Here is a 14,865-nt window from a genome sequence, read left to right on the forward strand (position 1 = left end):
GCCCTTTTTTGTTTATGACGATAAAACAGATTCACCTTCGCGGTTTCCGCTCTGTACGCGATCTGACCCTGCCGCTTCAGCAACTGAACGTGGTAAGCGGGCCTAATGGCTGTGGTAAATCCAACCTGTATAAGGCCGTGCGCCTGCTGCACGAGGCCGCCAATGGTCGCCTGGCGTTAGCGCTGGCAGAAGAGGGCGGCATTCAAAAAGTCATGTGGGCAGGGGAACTGCATCGCAGCGCTCGTCGTCAGGATGCCAGCCGACTCATCCTCTCGGTCCTGATGGACGACATGGATTTTGAGCTTGCGGTGGGGTTTCCTCAGAAGCTTGAGACCAGCCTGTTTAACCTCGATCCGCTGGTCAAAGAAGAACGTATCTGGCTGAGTGGTCAGCAGCGGCGTCTCTCCTCCTGCATCATGCAGCGCACGAACCAGACCGCATTTTTGCATAATGTAGAAGGGGAGCGCGTAAGCTATCCGGCGGTACTGCATCCCGAAGAGTCCCTGTTTGGTCAGCTCGGTGAGCCGCACCGCTATCCCGAGCTTTCTCAGATGCGTGAACGTCTGCGCCAGTGGCGCTTCTATCACGAGTTTGCCGTCTGGCCCGGATCACCGATTCGTGCGCCGCAGATTGGCGTGCGCGCCCCCATTCTGGCGCACGATGGCGCTAACCTCGCGGCGGCATGGGCAACCATTGTTGAGCGGGGTCATCATGAGCTGCTCTACAAGGTGACAGCGAAAGCCTTCCCTGATACCGAATTTCAGGTGGATGTCCAGAATGGCCGTTTCCAGATGCTGATGCGGCGACAGGGCATTATGCGCCCGCTGGAAAGCGCCGAGTTCTCTGACGGGACGCTGCGCTTTCTGTGCCTGGTGGTCGCACTGCTCAGCCCCCGCCCGCCTGCCTTTATGGCGCTCAACGAACCCGAGAACAGCCTGCATGAGGATTTGCTCCCGGCGCTGGCGGCGCTGATTGCTGAAGCCAGCCAGTTTAGTCAGCTGTGGATCACCAGTCACTCACCGAAGCTGGCCGCACTGATTGCGCAGCATGCAGAAGTGAATCACATTGAGCTGGAGCAGATTAACGGGGAAACGCGGATAGTTGGGGAAGAAAGGATTTAAGGTGCCCCGGGCACAGGGCACCTGACGATCAGGCAACGACAGTGATGCGCTGTCCGGCAAACTCCACCGTTTGCCCCTGAACGATTTTGCAGCGCTTACGGGTTTCAACTTCCCCATCCACCCGCACTTCACCTTCACTAATCACGACTTTGGCCTGCGCGCCGCTTTCCACCCAACCTTCCAGTTTCAGCAGATCGCAGAGATCAACGTGTGGAAATTTACCTAAAGAAAACGTCGCCATTATGCCTGCTCTCCATCGTGAAACTCTTCACATGCCTGTAAGGTATTTTCGATTAAGGTTGCGACCGTCATCGGCCCAACGCCGCCGGGAACGGGCGTGATATAAGCGGCACGCTCAGCGGCGGCATCAAAATCCACATCACCGACGACTTTGCCGCTTTCCAGACGGTTAATCCCGACGTCGATAACAATAGCGCCCGGCTTAATCCAGTCACCTGGAATAAAGTTGGGTTTGCCTACCGCGACGATCAGCAGATCGGCGTGCTCAACGTGATGGCGCAGATCGCGGGTAAAGCGGTGCGTTACGGTCGTGGTGCAGCCCGCTAACAGCAGCTCCATGCTCATTGGACGCCCCACAATGTTCGAGGCGCCCACCACGACGGCATTCAGGCCGTAGGCATCAATGTTGTAGCGCTCCAGCAGCGTGACGATGCCGCGTGGTGTACAAGGGCGCAGCTTAGGTGCGCGCTGGCACAGGCGACCGACGTTATAGGGATGGAAGCCGTCTACGTCTTTATCGGGCGTAATGCGCTCCAGGATTTTGACGTTATCAATGCCTGCCGGGAGCGGCAGCTGCACCAGAATGCCGTCAATCTCGTTGTCGCTGTTAAGTTTATCGATCAGCTGCAGCAACTCGGCTTCGCTGGTGGTGGCGGGCAGATCGTAAGAGCGGGAGATAAAGCCCACTTCTTCACAGGCACGACGCTTACTGCCGACGTAGATCTGCGATGCAGGGTTTTCACCCACCAGAACGACTGCCAGACCCGGAGCACGTTTACCGGCTGCCAGACGTTGCTTCACTTTTTCTGCAACCTCAAGCCGTACCTGCTGCGCAATCGTTTTACCGTCAATAATTTTTGCTGCCATCAGAGCGTAAATCCACTGTGTTGAGTTTAAGTCGGGAATGGCGCCTATTTTGTCAGAAGCACGTCCGGCTGTCAGGTAGAGATTCTTGCAGCAGGGTGGTTTACGACATTTCGCCGTGACGAAAGTGTGGGTTAACGCTTATGATGCCAGACAGGGACCTTACTGGATGACGTGATGATTTGGTTAATGCTTGCCACTCTGGCTGTTGTATTTGTTGTAGGATTTCAGTTGCTGACCGCCGGTTCACGCCATGCCGCACAGGCACTCAGCAAGCGTCTGCAACTGCCGCCGGTCCATATTGAATCAATGCTGTCGCAGATGGGTAAAGAGGCGGCGAAAGAGTTTACTGATTACATCGCGGGTGATAACGAAGCACACTTAAACAACGGCGCGGCGGTTTTGCTGATTTGGCAGGTGCTGATTGTGGATGGCAGCGATGAAAATACCTGGCGCTGGCACAGCGTGCTAACCCGAGCTGGTTTCTCTGCCACGCTTACCCGACAGCAACTGTTGCTGGCACTGGGCTTTTTGCGCCAGTTAGAGCCCGACAGCCAGGAGCTGAATGCGCTTCGCGAGCAATACAACGCGCGCGTCGCTCAGCAGGGCGTTGAGCTGGAAGGGGAAACGACAGAAGCAAGTAATCTGGTCTCGCTCAGCGCCTGGCGCGACCGTCATTAGCGCAAATTGGTTATTACCTGGGCACTCGCCGCGCCTCAGCGGCAAAAACGTTGACGTAACAGCGTTCAACCGTATAATTCGACCCAACCTCTCCGCGCCCTTAGCTCAGCTGGATAGAGCACCGGCCTTCTAAGCCGTAGGTCACAGGTTCGAATCCTGTAGGGCGCGCCACCTTCTCTTCTATTTGCATTCCTTAAAGTCTACTTTTTCCTTAAAAATCAGAATATAAATCTTTTAGCTGGTCCATTTCGGGCCAAGGTCACCTATTGCGTTCTTATCCAATATGGGGGCACGACAGGGGGCATCGACAGGTTCAATGGAAATGATGCCCCCAAATGAAGCTAACAGCCCGCCAAATCGACTCTGCGAAGCCAAAAGAAAAGTCATACAAACTTTCGGATGGTGGTGGTATGTATATTGAAATATTTCCAAACGGAGCCGAAAGCTGGCGACTCATGCCTCAAGAGCATTCAAGATAAAATCCCATCTGTCCTTAAACCTTTCGTCCTCGCCTTTAGCTATTTTGAATAAAGGAACTTTGTGGTGCCAGGTCGAAGTATCGTTTATGGATACGCTCGGGACGACAAATATCTCTGGAGCGGCATTGTTTCCGATATCTTCAGACATATTGCATAAAACGTAAAAAAAATCCGGCGATACGATTGGCCTATGATTTCCGACTGTCCATTGACGTGGAGCGCTTCTGGCCCATGAGCCTTTAACCTGAATGCTGATGCTTTTAGAGCCATCAATAGTGGCAATAATATCAACTGCACTTGATCCACTGGTAGTTAGTGCCGCACTAATGCCCAGTCTTGATAGCATATAAGCAACATAGTACTCACCCGCATCACCGGCGTTTTTAGACGTGCGCTTAATTACATCAGACATATTCAATCCTTGGAATTAAAGTGGCACTCACCGATAAACAAGAAACGTTCTGTCGCGAGTACCTCATCGATTTGAACGCTACGCAAGCGGTAATTCGGACAGGTACAGTGCAAAGACTAAAAACCACTCCGGATCAAAAACCTGTCAAAATTTGATGTTGCGTAACGTCTCATTTACCTTAAATCAGCGCGCAGCGAAAGGATAGCGATAAATGTAAATTATGTGCTATGTCGCTTGATCTAGAAAGATAAAATGGACGTGCTGGACACACTACGGATTGAAGACGGGCACGAATGGCCATGGCCGAAAGTATGGCAAACTACATTGAGCTGCTGACAAGCACATTAGCGTTATGTCTATCAAAGTCCACGCTGCACACTAACTTAGCGGCAATAACAGCGACTGATGAAGCAGATGCTGTACTCGACTATGCGTCTTCACTGACTAAAAAGCAGGCGTAATCATCATCAGGCGCACTCTCAAATGCGCCTGATGATGATCAATTTTTCTTCACCAAGAGCATTCTCAAGGTTAATGTATAACCTCATCTTTATCAGGAGGTTGCCATACAAGACTGGTTTGTTTCTTGGCAGGAAGCAGTAAATTTGAAAAATTGTGGATATCAAGTTTTTGTATCTGATAACAAGGATCCTGCACAAGTTCTGGCTACACAGATGAAGTTAATTGCCGAACACAATGGTTTAAACCCTAGGGATTTGCTAGTCGTTGCGTTTAACAAAGTTTAAAAAATTTTGATGATCAAGCCGCATTCGGGCGGTTTTTATTGGGGACGTATGGTAATTCTCGCCGATTCAGAGTGTATTTTAACTGGTAATCTATGGCTGATGAACATCGCAATTTTGAGGTGAGTTGAGTGAATCCACAAAGTTTTTCTGTAAATTATATCCTCGCACTTCATGCCTTCTTTCTTCAAAAATTTATGGAAAATATCAAAGTTTTCTTTTCGCACCATATGTGACTCAAAAAAAATTGAGGCGAATCCTTCGTCACGAAGTTCCCTTAAAACGATACGCATAGCAATGAAGATCTGAGCAGCTGCCATGTCACCGACTGGACATTGAGATGGTCTCATGTAAAGAATTTTTCTATTACCTCTCTTTTTCCTTACTACAAACATTCCTCGACGCGAGGTGTGATAATTAATCCACATTAGACGTGCTACTGCCACGAGCAGGCAAATAGATAAAAATAGAACTTCCTCAACACTCATGAGTTTCTCCTCGCATATGATTTAATAGTAACGGCAGAAACGAAAGTATCTTTAAGTGGTTGCTTAAATCACTTGAAGCATTAAACACATTTTTTGCTGAAAACTCATTTCTTTGAGTTAAATATTCAGCATAAACATAGTGAATTATCGGCTGGTGAATATATGGCGGGATTAAAAGACCTTACATCGCAGCTTCAGTTGCTTAAGAAGCAGATGCCCTTTGCCCTATCGCAGGCGCTTACCAGTGTAGCCCGCGACATTGCAGCAGCAGAAAAAACAGCGCTAATAAGCCGTCTGGAGTCCCCCACGCCGTTTACAGTGAACGCAGTGGGATCAACAGGTGCGCGTAAAAGCAATCTCCAGGCTAAAGTTTTTGTCCGGGACATTGCTGCGAGCTACCTCGTACCGTTTGAGTTCGGAGGTCAGCACAAGCTTAACAGCAGTGCGTTGCTCAACCCGAAAAAAATCAAGCTGAACAAATACGGCAACCTTCCACGCAATAAACTGAACCAGTTAAAGGCAAAAGATAACGTCTTTATCGGTGAGGTGGGTAGCCGTAACGGCGTTTTCTAGCGGGTTAAGTCTAAGAAAGGCAAAAAGGCTAAAAAGCGCCTGAAGCGTTCGGCTAACGGCACACGCCGGCCCCGTGATAAATCACTAGCACCAAAGCTGCTGATTCAGTTCGGTAATGCGCTGCCTGTCAAACCAGTGCTGGGGTATATGGACAGGGCTGAGAAAATGGCTGGTGCTCTGATGCCAGCGGCGCTGAGTGCTGCAATCAGTCAGGCGCTGAGAATGGCAAAGTAATTTATCTGTTTATGAAGTTCTGCCAAGATGATGTGATTAAAATGTATGTCACAACAGCAAATGGATAAATGCCGATGAACGCGAAAGCAATGGCACTGTGTATAGCGCTTTTCCCTTTTTATGCTCTTGCGTCAGTATGTGCTGATATGGACGGCTTTACTGCACCTGTAGATCAGTCTGTTCCTGGCGAAGCTTATTTTCTTAAACTAAAAGGGATATGCTTAAACGGTCAGGATGTAAGCAGTAAGTTAAAGCAGTATCCCGACGATGTAATAACTGGCGCATTCTCAATGCACAACGCCGACGGCAATCATTTTTTTGCAAGCGTCTACAGTGAAAAAAAATCACGCCCGTATTTATTTCCTGAATTACGCGGCAGGAGGGGCTACAGCTGTTGTTATCTTCCAGAACCAGCCTAGAAAGTTCGCTAAAGAACCTGAAAAGTCGATGGAGAATTTAACCATCAACTTTTATGATGATAAAACCTCTACGTTATATTTCAGTACCGACGCCTGGGCTCAGGCGAGAGCGTTGCATGTCTTAACCTGGTCTGATCCGGTCAATAAAAGTGCTCCCAAAGAGAGCTTTCTACACGACGGCACTTTCAAAGGGGTTTATAAAGGCATGCCTGTCGTATCTAACATCCGCCATGAGGACAAAGGCGCCTATTTCCCTGCATTTTTGCTCCGCAGTGATGGCACAGAGTTTTGTGCGGTTGATACACGTCGGCAGCTCTGGCAGTTATCACCTAAATGCCTTGAGCCCGGCGACGACTACCGCGAAAGGTAATGGATGTTACGTTTCCTGCCCCGAAAATGAATCATTGATAAAGATGAAAATCATTATCAATTGAATGGGTCTCTCCTGAGACCTTTTTATTTCACGGGCATTGCGCGCCGCGTTTTCCGGCTGTCCCCTCCGTGTCTAACCAGGTAAAAAGCCTTATCCAGATGGGAGGCTCTATTGGAGGTGATGGTCAGATGAATAACGCTAACGGAGGTTGTGCGGGTATCGTAGCTAATACAGTTCTTGGAGTCGGCGGATTCGGGGCTACTAATGGTCCAGGAGGAGAGGCTAGAGGCTATGGATCTGGTGGTGGTGGTGCTTTGACTATCCAGTCTAATACCAATTCTAAGGCCGGCGGCAACGGTGGTGATGGATTTATTATTGTGTGGGAGTATGCATAATGTCTGGTTACGCATTAATTAAAGATTGCTATGTGGTAAATATTGTCGTGTGGGATGGGCAAGGAGATGCCAGTGTAATTTTTGAAGGATTTACTGTTATCGAGGTGAATGAAAAATTCACTGCTCGAATAGGGGATGGATACATTGATGGTAAGTTAATTCCTTATCCATCAAATGGTTATGAATACAATTTTGACAAAGAAAACTCATCATGGATCATCACTGATGAAGGGAGCAAGAAAAAAAACGACGTCCAAATTGAAGACGCTGCCAGCAAAAAATCAGTCTGTGGCAAAAAGAGCTTTTGCTTGGAATGATAAGTGATGACGACAAAGCGAAACTGACCAACTGGATTGTATACATTAAAGCACTTCAGACAGTGGATACCATTAAGGCGCTCGCCATCACTTGGCCTGTTCCACCTGGTTAATCAAAGTAATTCATCAGTAATAGTAACTTCGTTGATTTTTTACATCCAAAAATCTATTTTTTTAAATGAATTTTTCTGATGGAAAAGGTGTGATTATTTTTTATTAGCGATAAAGTTTTCATATTTGTTTTTAAAGAGGTGATGTCTTTGTTTTTGGCCGGTTTAGGCGCTGAAAAAACTATTCAGGTAAGGGGCGAGTATGTGATTTTTTATGTGAGCCGATGTATAGAATGTTGCATAAATGCAACTTTTCTTATACATTAGTTATTATTTATAATCTGGTCGAGTGAAATGAAGAGTAAGCTTCCTTCAAAAAAAATTGCTTTGTTAAAATTTTTTATTCTAATGATTTTGATGGTTTTTGTTGCTTTCGTTTTTTCTATTTTTCTCAATGATTTTATTAGTAGTATTGTCAGCATATTCCCAAGATTACGACAATACACCGATGAAAGAACAAGTTACATCTCTGCATGGGTAACTGGAGTAATGGTTTTTTCATCTTTTTTGACTGCAATTGTTTCATATTTAAATAAAGGAATTGGAGAAAAGAAAAAAGACAGTTTGGATGGTTTTTTTTACAATAAGTTTTTTCTTCTTAAAAAAAAGGTTGATGAAATTGAAGAGAGGTCTTTTTCAGATGTTGCAATTAATCTTACAGATGATGAAAGGCGAGACTTTATATCTCAGGCAAAAAAACGGATTATAGGTAATACTATTAAACTGGCTGAAGATAGCTTAAAGTCTGATATTGCTTCTTTTAATAAAAACAGCTCACTCCACAAAATTCATACAGATATGGTTTACAGGTTGGAAGCAGAAATTGAAAACCTGAATCGCAGGGGTGGGGTTAATTTAGGCATAGGGTCGACCATAGCTTTATCTGGAATATTAGCGCTAGCTTATTTTGTATATAATGCGCAGAATTCAATTGCTGATGGGGTTAATCTTTTAATAAGCTTTATACCGAAACTATCATTTGTTTTGGTTATAGAGTTATTTGCATATTTTTTTCTCAAACTATACAAGAATGGGTTTGATGAAATTAAATTTTATCAAAATGAGATTACTAACATTGAGATGAAGGTAATGGGAATAAAATATATGCAAGGAGTGCAAAGCGATGAAGTTATGAAGGAATTGTCAATGCACTTAATGCGGACTGAACGAAATTTCATCTTGGAAAAAGGACAAACTACAACTTCATTAGAGAAAGATAAATTACAAGAATCGTCTGACGCAAGAATAGTTACTGTTTTCTCTGAAATATTAAAAAAACTAAAGTAAATTATTGGGGTGGTTTTTTTTCTTGGCGCATTTATAGGGAGTATTTAAGAAGGGAATATAGTGTTATCAATATCTTTTAATGAAATTTAATTTCCAAATGGAGATGGGTATGGATAATGAAAATCGTAAAGAACAATATGATGCTCTTTATAAGGATTACTTTCAAGCTAGTTTGTTTGGATTAGTTGCTCTGATAATATATAAAGCTATTTTGGCTTATTTTTATAGTGCTCATACCGATGGTGCCATAGAAACTAATGCATTTAATAACGTAATAGAAAACTACCTCTTTTACTTATTGGTTTCTTTACTTATGGTGGCTGTGCCTGTGATTTTGTACTTAATAAGTATTTCTTCTCTAAATAAATATAAAGAACATCCATGGTTTCTTTATTACTCAAAAAGAAAAAATAAACTTTATAGGTTTTCTAATTTTATTACCAGAAATGGAAGTGTCATATCAAATGTTTTGTACGGGCTGAGCTTTTGTTTTTTGTCTGATGCTGTTGAATCTACAAAATGGATACCATCAATTTTGTGTGTAATGTTTAGCTGGCTTTCCATGCTCGTTCTTTTAGTTAGATCAATAAATGCCAGGCGCTTCCTTGTGCCGTTTGCATCCGCATTGGAAAAATAACGATGTTTACCCTTGCTTGAAACTATAGCAGATAAGGTTACAACCACAAAAAATCAAATGAGGATATAATTTAATTTCTCAGACTGATTTTTTTACGAATTGGTTGTTATTTAATCCTGAGAAATCAAAATTTACAATCTCATCCTTAAGGAACAATCCCCTCGTTACCGGATTAGAGAAACCAATCATTCGTTTCTTTCCTGTCCTATGATCACAACTATTCCAGTCGCGTATTGTCTTGACTGAGCGCCTGAAGTAAGCGGCCACTTCATCGTACGTCATATACGGTGATTCCATCTATCTACCTCCAATTTTATAACTAAACAAGCACAATGTTACCCAGAGCATAAACCATCAAAGCTAAGCTGAAGTGAAATTATGAAAGTCAACTATGTGGTTAGACCTAAGTTTTATCAAAGTCTTGAAACTGATACGAGTAGGAAGGGTGTTTACCGGGATGCGACGGAGGTGATCAGGTCGGGGAAGTGGCGGTTATAAAAAACCGGCGCGGTGGCCGGGATTATCAGATTAATCATCTTCATCTAGAAAGTCTAATTGAGTCCCGGGTGATGGAAAGGCTCTTTTAAACGCTCTGTCAAATTCAACTTTATTTCTTGAGCTTGAAAGAATGCCAACCACTTGCCAAAGGTGCGCCCTGAACATCGGAACACCGACGCTTTCGGTCAGGAACTGAAACATTTTATATCTTCTGCCGCCATTCGCGTAAACGACAGGGTTTTTTTCATCTAACATTTCAAGGATGGCGCCTTTACTTGATGCTAAAGGCTCGTAGATATACTTCCTAGTGAACTTACCGAAAAACTGAGGGTGCCTGCCTGCTTTTTTCTGAGTAAGCCCATAGAGTCGATAGAGACCATCCGTGAACTGCTTTGGAAATTCCTTCTCATATTCTCTGACTTGCTCTTTAATGAACTCTTGAAAGAGAGTTCGATATTCATCTTGTTTCTTTTCATCGATATGCCCAGTAGCTTCGTCAACCAAGGCTACAATTCCGACCTCAGCAAGGCCTCGCATAATAATGTCTGCTTGAACAGAAATAGGTATTTGAGATGACTGAAGGGCATCACCCTGATCTCTCATCTTCAAATAAACATTGCATATCTTTGGTAGTAAGGATGCTTCAATGCCGTAAGCTGGCGCCGCCCCTTTGTTTATTTTGAAAAGCCGGCGCCGAGATAATCCTTCAAATAATTCATTGTTAATGAAAGGTTTAATGTTTTTAGCTGAGAGAAAAACAGGAAGATAGGCGCCATCTGGATTCTCTTTCATCCTTTTCCAGTGAGAGCCACCACGCTTACCGCCGAAGGCTTTAGTAATAGCCCTCTCTGACAGAACCCTTGTACCATCCTCAAGCACGGCACACTGTATCGTTAAATCTCCAATGACAATGTCGCCAGCTCTTTTAGCGATTTCCACCTCACCATCGTTACCCCACCTAGCTGTTGCGGCTTTTCTTGCAATCGCCGACCTTTCTTCAGCGGAAAGGGCGTTCGCCCTAGCTAGGCCGCCTTTGGACTTTCCTGTTGGTTCTTTGCTTTCTATATTAGACATAATGCAAGCACTCTTTTATGTGAAATGTGCTTGCATAATAAACGCTGAACAAATTTGCTAGCAAGCATTTTTTCTAAAATAAATGCTTGCAAGTAAAATGCAAAAACAAAGGCCGCATCTCTGCGACCTAATTTTACCCAAACGCCTCTTCCGGCCCCTGAGTGACCTGCTCCCTTCTGACTCATACACCCCGATATTAGCCATATCTTATCAACAACCTGAGCACATCTTGATGAACAGGCGTTTTTCCGGCGAATCGTTCATCAATACGCGTCGTGAGGCCTGAGCTGAGGGCTTTGGCTGGTAACGTTGCCGCAGGTACGCGATCTCAAATGCTGCCTTCCAGAGAGGTAGTGGCATGAATTGACCATCGGATTAAGTGCCTGACCTGTGAAGATGAATTCACGAAGGCGAAAATGACGATCGGCGCCGCCTGCAGGATATCAGATACAGCATCGCTCGGTTCTTCCCCACAGCCCTACTCGGCTATGGGGAAGGGATTAACCACCCAACATTACTGAGCACCGCCCCCCAGCTTCACAATGGCAGTTCCGTCCTCAACGTAGAGAGAGTACGCCGAATTGGCAATGACAGGGTTTATGCCCTTTTGCAGCATTTTCTGCAGCAGTTGATGATTGTCGTCTTCATTGCCGTAACCATGCGTGGTTTGGGTAAACCCTTTATTGATTAGCTGGAAAGAGGCCAAAAACTGAGAGGCAGGGCTAAGGAAATGTCCTATCAGCGGTTTATTTTCCATTAAAAGCTTTGCTCGTTCATCAATGTTGATTTGACCCACAGTACCTATTGAGTGGATGTTCTTTATATTGATAAGATCACGAGTAACCATGTTGAAAATAAGGTCTTCATATTCCCGCTGTGACTTAAGCGCGCTGCTCAATTGAGCGCTAAATGCGATGGCGGTAATGACAGGGATGAGCGATATATATCTGAGACGCGGCGAAAAAAAGACAACAGGAACTGCAATCATGACCAACAAAGTAGAAAAAGAAACAATGGCGCGGGGGGCAACAGGCGCATCCACAAGTAAAATGGTGGGCCCCATAAGCGACACAAGGAAGATGAAAAATGCGACTGTGCAGTAAAGTATTACAGCAAGGCTTTTGCTCTTTTGCTGCCGAAATTTATATAACATCAGCAAAAATGCGATTACGACAGGAATAAGAAAGTAAATATAAACCGGACCGTAAAAGTAGGAGAGGATTAATTCTTTTAGCGCAACGACTGTGTTCAAAAGATGCGCGAACCCCTCTTGGTTGGGGTGAATAAGCTCTGCGCGGGAGTTCTTTTTAGATGCAAAAAAAAGCATGTAAACCAGGAAAAAACCAATAAATAATGATGCTTTATTCACTATGGTTTTAAACATCCCAGCCACAGTTAATTCGCTTTTGACAGCCAGAATGACAATGTCAATGGCAAGTAAGGCGATGAAAATATTGGCACAAGGCTGATACAGCGTAAGTGATAATACGCCTGCAATCACTTTAACTGAATATTCTCGTATCTGACTGCTGCTGCTGTAGGTATAAGCGGCCACAGCAAGAAAAAAAGCGATGGACATGCCCAGGGAATCGTATCGATAAGCTATGTTCTGCAAAAAAAAGGGGTTGAAGATCAGAAGGGCTGCGACCAGCTTTTCATTGGGGACATCCATTTTGACAAGGTGCTTACTCAACATCAGTGATGCGGCACCGATGAAGAGACATGATGCGATCATGGTGTAAGGGAACAGATCAAGATTATAGTGGCCGCTCGCGGATAATATTTTCATTAGGATATCGGCCATCGGCCGACCTAGTCCACGCCAGCCATATTGGCCTGTAATCGCTCTGTCTAAATCGTCCCGATAAAATACGCCCGCCTGAATCAAAGGATAGATGAATAGCAACGCCAAACCTGCATACAGGGCGAGCATTTTTTTATCATTTTTACAAATCATTCGAAATTCCATCTCACTTTTTAATGATGTAACGTGGTCGGTTCTTACTCTCTATGTATATTCTTCCGATATACTCGCCCAATACACCGATACCAATGAGCTGAACGCCACCAAGAAAGAGTATTGATACTAAAAGCGAAGGGTAACCGGGAACACTGTTGCCAAACCAGATTTTATCCACGATCATCCATGCGCCATACAAAAACGCGAAGCTCGCCACGAGCAGGCCAATATACGTCCACATACGTAGCGGAAAGGTTGAGAAACTGGTTATGCCTTCAAGAGCCAGGTTCCACAGCTTCCAGCTATTAAACTTTGAATCGCCAGCGACACGCTCGGCTCTGGCATACTCAATTACCTCCGTCTTGCCGCCAACCCATGAAAGAATCCCTTTCATGAAGAGGTTCCGCTCTGGCATCTTCTTAATATTCTCAACCACGTCCCGTGACATCAGGCGAAAGTCACCTACATTTTCTTCAATTTTCGGGTTACTGATTTTATTATGTAAGGTGTAAAACCATTCCGCCGTCTTCCTTTTCAGGTGCCCATCAGTAGACCTGTCGATGCGCTTAGCCAGAACAATATCCGCACCTGCCTGCCATTTTTCAATCAGTAAAGGAATGACGTTAATGGGATCTTGTAAATCAACATCAATAGGGATAACAGCATCACCCGTAGCATGCTCTAATCCCGCGAAAAGAGCAGGTTCTTTACCAAAGTTGCGGGTAAGGGACAGCGGCACGACCAGAGGATCTGAAACCGAAAGCGCATCGATAATAGATTCTGTTGCATCTTTACTGCCGTCATTTATAAAAACGATTTCAATGGTGTGCTGTTTCAACGCCTCAAATTCACGCACCGTTTTATAAAACACGGGAATAGCGTCTTCTTCATTAAGAACAGGAACAATCAGCGATATTTTCATCTGGCATCTCTGAAAACGATGTACTTTGAATATAAAAAGCCACAAATGAGGCTGATGAAAGAGAAGATGATCAGCGTGTAAAGCGGCTGAAGCATGCTTTTATCCGAAATCCAACCCACCAGTGAGGCGACGGATCCCATAAACAGGACATATATCATGTAACGAATCGTTGATGCTTCTGCATTAAATGTCCACTTTGCATTTACAAAGAATGAAAACGTTACAGCAACACAAAAAGCCCCAAAATTCGCGAGGGTTTGTGAGGAGCCTGTTGCATAAAGCATCGAGAATATGCCCCAGTGAATCAATGTGTTGAGGATCCCAACCGAGAAGTATTTTGAGAAGAGCTTTATCATTATCACCACCGTTTTAAGTCAGCCGATCTTATCCATCCTGAGCCACAAGGCAACAAATCTCTGAGGAAAAAAACAATCAGTCAGGTCCATTAAGTGGTAGAGATGGCATGAGCACAGGAACCTGAAGGGGAGAGACTCTGGCCGGTTCAAGGCCGGATGTGGCGACAAACGGAGATACTGTGCTGAACCCTGACAGGTTTTTTTAAGTTGTTTCGGACATAAATGCCTGTCAGCGCGAAATTGAAGGCTTAACCTGGTCATTTTATCTCTCAAATGCCTGTGCATGTTGCGTATGCAACCAGATTGGTCCGTTGTGTTTGGCCCCCTGCGCATTAACGTCAGCCTGACCCTAAATTCATTTCTACCCTCTACAAATGAGACGTTATCGCTATACGGAATACGTTGATGCGCTGTTTATTCCCCATTCCTTATCTTATTTGCTGTCAGATGTTTAAAGGCACACCTCCTGAACTCTCATGTCTAACCTATCTGTTACACCTTAAAACGCATAGGAAGTGATGCGGCATTCAGGGTAGGGAAAGTCAATGAAGGAATAACGGTGAGAGCAAGCTGAAACGGCATAATGCTATGAAAAACCGTGCCTTAAAGACCGCAACAGACATAGCCGAATTCAGAGTTTAAAAAGCAGGCAAGGCAGGCGCGTTAATCGTGAATACCCGTA

17 protein-coding genes, 1 tRNA gene and 3 pseudogenes are annotated in these 14,865 nt (G+C 44.8%); 13 read left to right on the forward strand and 8 right to left on the reverse strand.

Annotation, left to right across the window (positions count from 1 at the left end; translation table 11 throughout):
- The first annotated feature begins 14 nt into the window (after positions 1-14).
- A complete protein-coding gene (locus ACPXSQ_RS01155; protein ID WP_029569726.1) occupies positions 15-1,121 on the forward strand; it encodes an AAA family ATPase in 1,107 nt (368 codons plus the stop codon).
- A gap of 28 nt (positions 1,122-1,149) precedes the next feature.
- Here the strand turns inward: ACPXSQ_RS01155 and ybcJ are convergent, their stop codons facing one another.
- On the reverse strand, positions 1,150-1,362 hold the full coding sequence (ybcJ, locus tag ACPXSQ_RS01160; RefSeq protein WP_013024949.1) for a ribosome-associated protein YbcJ: 213 nt from the start codon (positions 1,360-1,362) through the stop codon (positions 1,150-1,152).
- On the reverse strand, positions 1,362-2,228 hold the full coding sequence (gene folD / locus ACPXSQ_RS01165; RefSeq protein WP_014593113.1) for a bifunctional methylenetetrahydrofolate dehydrogenase/methenyltetrahydrofolate cyclohydrolase FolD: 867 nt from the start codon (positions 2,226-2,228) through the stop codon (positions 1,362-1,364). The genes ybcJ and folD overlap by 1 nt, the downstream gene beginning before the upstream one ends.
- 174 nt (positions 2,229-2,402) lie before the next feature.
- Here folD and ACPXSQ_RS01170 point away from each other — a divergent pair, with 174 nt between their 5' ends.
- The 3 genes and pseudogenes from ACPXSQ_RS01170 to ACPXSQ_RS01180 form a co-directional block, all read left to right on the forward strand.
- Positions 2,403-2,906 carry a DUF1198 family protein gene (locus tag ACPXSQ_RS01170; RefSeq protein ID WP_105078700.1) on the forward strand — a complete coding sequence of 168 codons (504 nt, stop codon included), beginning with the start codon at positions 2,403-2,405 and terminating at the stop codon, positions 2,904-2,906.
- A 94-nt stretch (positions 2,907-3,000) separates the two neighbouring features.
- A tRNA-Arg gene (locus ACPXSQ_RS01175) sits at positions 3,001-3,077 on the forward strand.
- Between the two features lie 164 nt (positions 3,078-3,241).
- A pseudogene (locus ACPXSQ_RS01180) lies at positions 3,242-3,361 on the forward strand (Arm DNA-binding domain-containing protein); the annotation flags it as partial.
- On the opposite strand, the gene ACPXSQ_RS01185 reads toward ACPXSQ_RS01180, so the two are convergent.
- Entirely contained in the window at positions 3,360-3,797 is a 438-nt protein-coding gene (locus ACPXSQ_RS01185; RefSeq protein ID WP_105078701.1) for a hypothetical protein, read from the reverse strand. The pseudogene ACPXSQ_RS01180 and the gene ACPXSQ_RS01185 sit on opposite strands and share 2 nt — an antisense overlap.
- Before the next feature lie 20 nt (positions 3,798-3,817).
- Here ACPXSQ_RS01185 and ACPXSQ_RS01190 point away from each other — a divergent pair.
- A pseudogene (locus ACPXSQ_RS01190) lies at positions 3,818-4,127 on the forward strand (terminase small subunit); the annotation flags it as partial.
- Positions 4,128-4,578: 451 nt separating this feature from the next.
- Here ACPXSQ_RS01190 and ACPXSQ_RS01195 read toward each other — a convergent pair.
- A complete protein-coding gene (locus ACPXSQ_RS01195; RefSeq protein WP_426142535.1) occupies positions 4,579-5,028 on the reverse strand; it encodes a hypothetical protein in 450 nt (149 codons plus the stop codon).
- Positions 5,029-5,190: 162 nt separating this feature from the next.
- Between ACPXSQ_RS01195 and ACPXSQ_RS01200 the strand changes: the two are divergent.
- The 8 genes and pseudogenes from ACPXSQ_RS01200 to ACPXSQ_RS01235 all read left to right on the forward strand — a co-directional run bounded on the left by ACPXSQ_RS01200 (position 5,191) and on the right by ACPXSQ_RS01235 (position 9,373).
- A pseudogene (locus tag ACPXSQ_RS01200) lies at positions 5,191-5,835 on the forward strand (hypothetical protein).
- 74 nt (positions 5,836-5,909) lie between these two features.
- Positions 5,910-6,254, forward strand: coding sequence for a hypothetical protein (locus ACPXSQ_RS01205; RefSeq protein WP_426142537.1), 345 nt, complete (start codon positions 5,910-5,912; stop codon positions 6,252-6,254).
- 28 nt (positions 6,255-6,282) lie between these two features.
- A complete protein-coding gene (locus tag ACPXSQ_RS01210) occupies positions 6,283-6,624 on the forward strand; it encodes a hypothetical protein (protein ID WP_426142539.1) in 342 nt (113 codons plus the stop codon).
- A gap of 191 nt (positions 6,625-6,815) precedes the next feature.
- Entirely contained in the window at positions 6,816-7,022 is a 207-nt protein-coding gene (locus ACPXSQ_RS01215; RefSeq protein WP_426142541.1) for a hypothetical protein, read from the forward strand.
- The gene (locus ACPXSQ_RS01220; protein ID WP_426142543.1) at positions 7,022-7,339 is read left to right on the forward strand and encodes a hypothetical protein; all 318 of its coding nucleotides are present in this window, start codon (positions 7,022-7,024) and stop codon (positions 7,337-7,339) included. Before ACPXSQ_RS01215 ends, ACPXSQ_RS01220 begins: the two co-directional genes overlap by 1 nt.
- The gene (locus ACPXSQ_RS01225; protein ID WP_426142545.1) at positions 7,336-7,452 is read left to right on the forward strand and encodes a tail fiber assembly protein; all 117 of its coding nucleotides are present in this window, start codon (positions 7,336-7,338) and stop codon (positions 7,450-7,452) included. Before ACPXSQ_RS01220 ends, ACPXSQ_RS01225 begins: the two co-directional genes overlap by 4 nt.
- A gap of 291 nt (positions 7,453-7,743) precedes the next feature.
- The gene (locus tag ACPXSQ_RS01230) at positions 7,744-8,736 is read left to right on the forward strand and encodes a hypothetical protein (protein ID WP_426142547.1); all 993 of its coding nucleotides are present in this window, start codon (positions 7,744-7,746) and stop codon (positions 8,734-8,736) included.
- Positions 8,737-8,845: 109 nt separating this feature from the next.
- Entirely contained in the window at positions 8,846-9,373 is a 528-nt protein-coding gene (locus ACPXSQ_RS01235; protein WP_426142549.1) for a hypothetical protein, read from the forward strand.
- Positions 9,374-9,901: 528 nt separating this feature from the next.
- Here ACPXSQ_RS01235 and ACPXSQ_RS01240 read toward each other — a convergent pair.
- The 4 genes from ACPXSQ_RS01240 to ACPXSQ_RS01255 form a co-directional block, all read right to left on the reverse strand.
- On the reverse strand, positions 9,902-10,945 hold the full coding sequence (locus ACPXSQ_RS01240; protein ID WP_426142551.1) for a P63C domain-containing protein: 1,044 nt from the start codon (positions 10,943-10,945) through the stop codon (positions 9,902-9,904).
- Between the two features lie 514 nt (positions 10,946-11,459).
- A complete protein-coding gene (locus ACPXSQ_RS01245) occupies positions 11,460-12,902 on the reverse strand; it encodes a glucosyltransferase domain-containing protein (protein ID WP_022622580.1) in 1,443 nt (480 codons plus the stop codon).
- Positions 12,903-12,915: 13 nt separating this feature from the next.
- Complete coding sequence (locus ACPXSQ_RS01250) at positions 12,916-13,827, reverse strand: glycosyltransferase family 2 protein (RefSeq protein ID WP_014593116.1); 912 nt, start codon at positions 13,825-13,827, stop codon at positions 12,916-12,918.
- Entirely contained in the window at positions 13,824-14,183 is a 360-nt protein-coding gene (locus ACPXSQ_RS01255) for a GtrA family protein (protein ID WP_105078702.1), read from the reverse strand. Before ACPXSQ_RS01255 ends, ACPXSQ_RS01250 begins: the two co-directional genes overlap by 4 nt.
- Positions 14,184-14,865: the final 682 nt, after the last annotated feature.

It is taken from the genome of Pantoea sp. EEL5 (assembly GCF_049892805.1).
Taxonomy (GTDB): Bacteria; Pseudomonadota; Gammaproteobacteria; order Enterobacterales; family Enterobacteriaceae; genus Pantoea; species Pantoea ananatis.

What these genes read in the sequence shown, in the direction of transcription:
- ACPXSQ_RS01170 (WP_105078700.1), top strand. Translation starts at nt 2,403, where the DNA reads ATGATTTGGTTAATGCTTGCCACTCTGGCTGTTGTATTTGTTGTAGGA.
- ACPXSQ_RS01185 (WP_105078701.1), bottom strand. Translation starts at nt 3,797, where the DNA reads ATGTCTGATGTAATTAAGCGCACGTCTAAAAACGCCGGTGATGCGGGT.
- ACPXSQ_RS01255 (WP_105078702.1), bottom strand. Translation starts at nt 14,183, where the DNA reads ATGATAAAGCTCTTCTCAAAATACTTCTCGGTTGGGATCCTCAACACA.
- ACPXSQ_RS01220 (WP_426142543.1), top strand. Translation starts at nt 7,022, where the DNA reads ATGTCTGGTTACGCATTAATTAAAGATTGCTATGTGGTAAATATTGTC.
- ACPXSQ_RS01215 (WP_426142541.1), top strand. Translation starts at nt 6,816, where the DNA reads ATGAATAACGCTAACGGAGGTTGTGCGGGTATCGTAGCTAATACAGTT.
- ACPXSQ_RS01235 (WP_426142549.1), top strand. Translation starts at nt 8,846, where the DNA reads ATGGATAATGAAAATCGTAAAGAACAATATGATGCTCTTTATAAGGAT.
- ACPXSQ_RS01210 (WP_426142539.1), top strand. Translation starts at nt 6,283, where the DNA reads ATGGAGAATTTAACCATCAACTTTTATGATGATAAAACCTCTACGTTA.
- ACPXSQ_RS01230 (WP_426142547.1), top strand. Translation starts at nt 7,744, where the DNA reads ATGAAGAGTAAGCTTCCTTCAAAAAAAATTGCTTTGTTAAAATTTTTT.
- ACPXSQ_RS01155 (WP_029569726.1), top strand. Translation starts at nt 15, where the DNA reads ATGACGATAAAACAGATTCACCTTCGCGGTTTCCGCTCTGTACGCGAT.
- ACPXSQ_RS01250 (WP_014593116.1), bottom strand. Translation starts at nt 13,827, where the DNA reads ATGAAAATATCGCTGATTGTTCCTGTTCTTAATGAAGAAGACGCTATT.
- ACPXSQ_RS01195 (WP_426142535.1), bottom strand. Translation starts at nt 5,028, where the DNA reads ATGAGTGTTGAGGAAGTTCTATTTTTATCTATTTGCCTGCTCGTGGCA.
- ACPXSQ_RS01240 (WP_426142551.1), bottom strand. Translation starts at nt 10,945, where the DNA reads ATGTCTAATATAGAAAGCAAAGAACCAACAGGAAAGTCCAAAGGCGGC.
- ACPXSQ_RS01205 (WP_426142537.1), top strand. Translation starts at nt 5,910, where the DNA reads ATGAACGCGAAAGCAATGGCACTGTGTATAGCGCTTTTCCCTTTTTAT.
- ACPXSQ_RS01225 (WP_426142545.1), top strand. Translation starts at nt 7,336, where the DNA reads ATGATAAGTGATGACGACAAAGCGAAACTGACCAACTGGATTGTATAC.
- folD (WP_014593113.1), bottom strand. Translation starts at nt 2,228, where the DNA reads ATGGCAGCAAAAATTATTGACGGTAAAACGATTGCGCAGCAGGTACGG.
- ybcJ (WP_013024949.1), bottom strand. Translation starts at nt 1,362, where the DNA reads ATGGCGACGTTTTCTTTAGGTAAATTTCCACACGTTGATCTCTGCGAT.
- ACPXSQ_RS01245 (WP_022622580.1), bottom strand. Translation starts at nt 12,902, where the DNA reads ATGATTTGTAAAAATGATAAAAAAATGCTCGCCCTGTATGCAGGTTTG.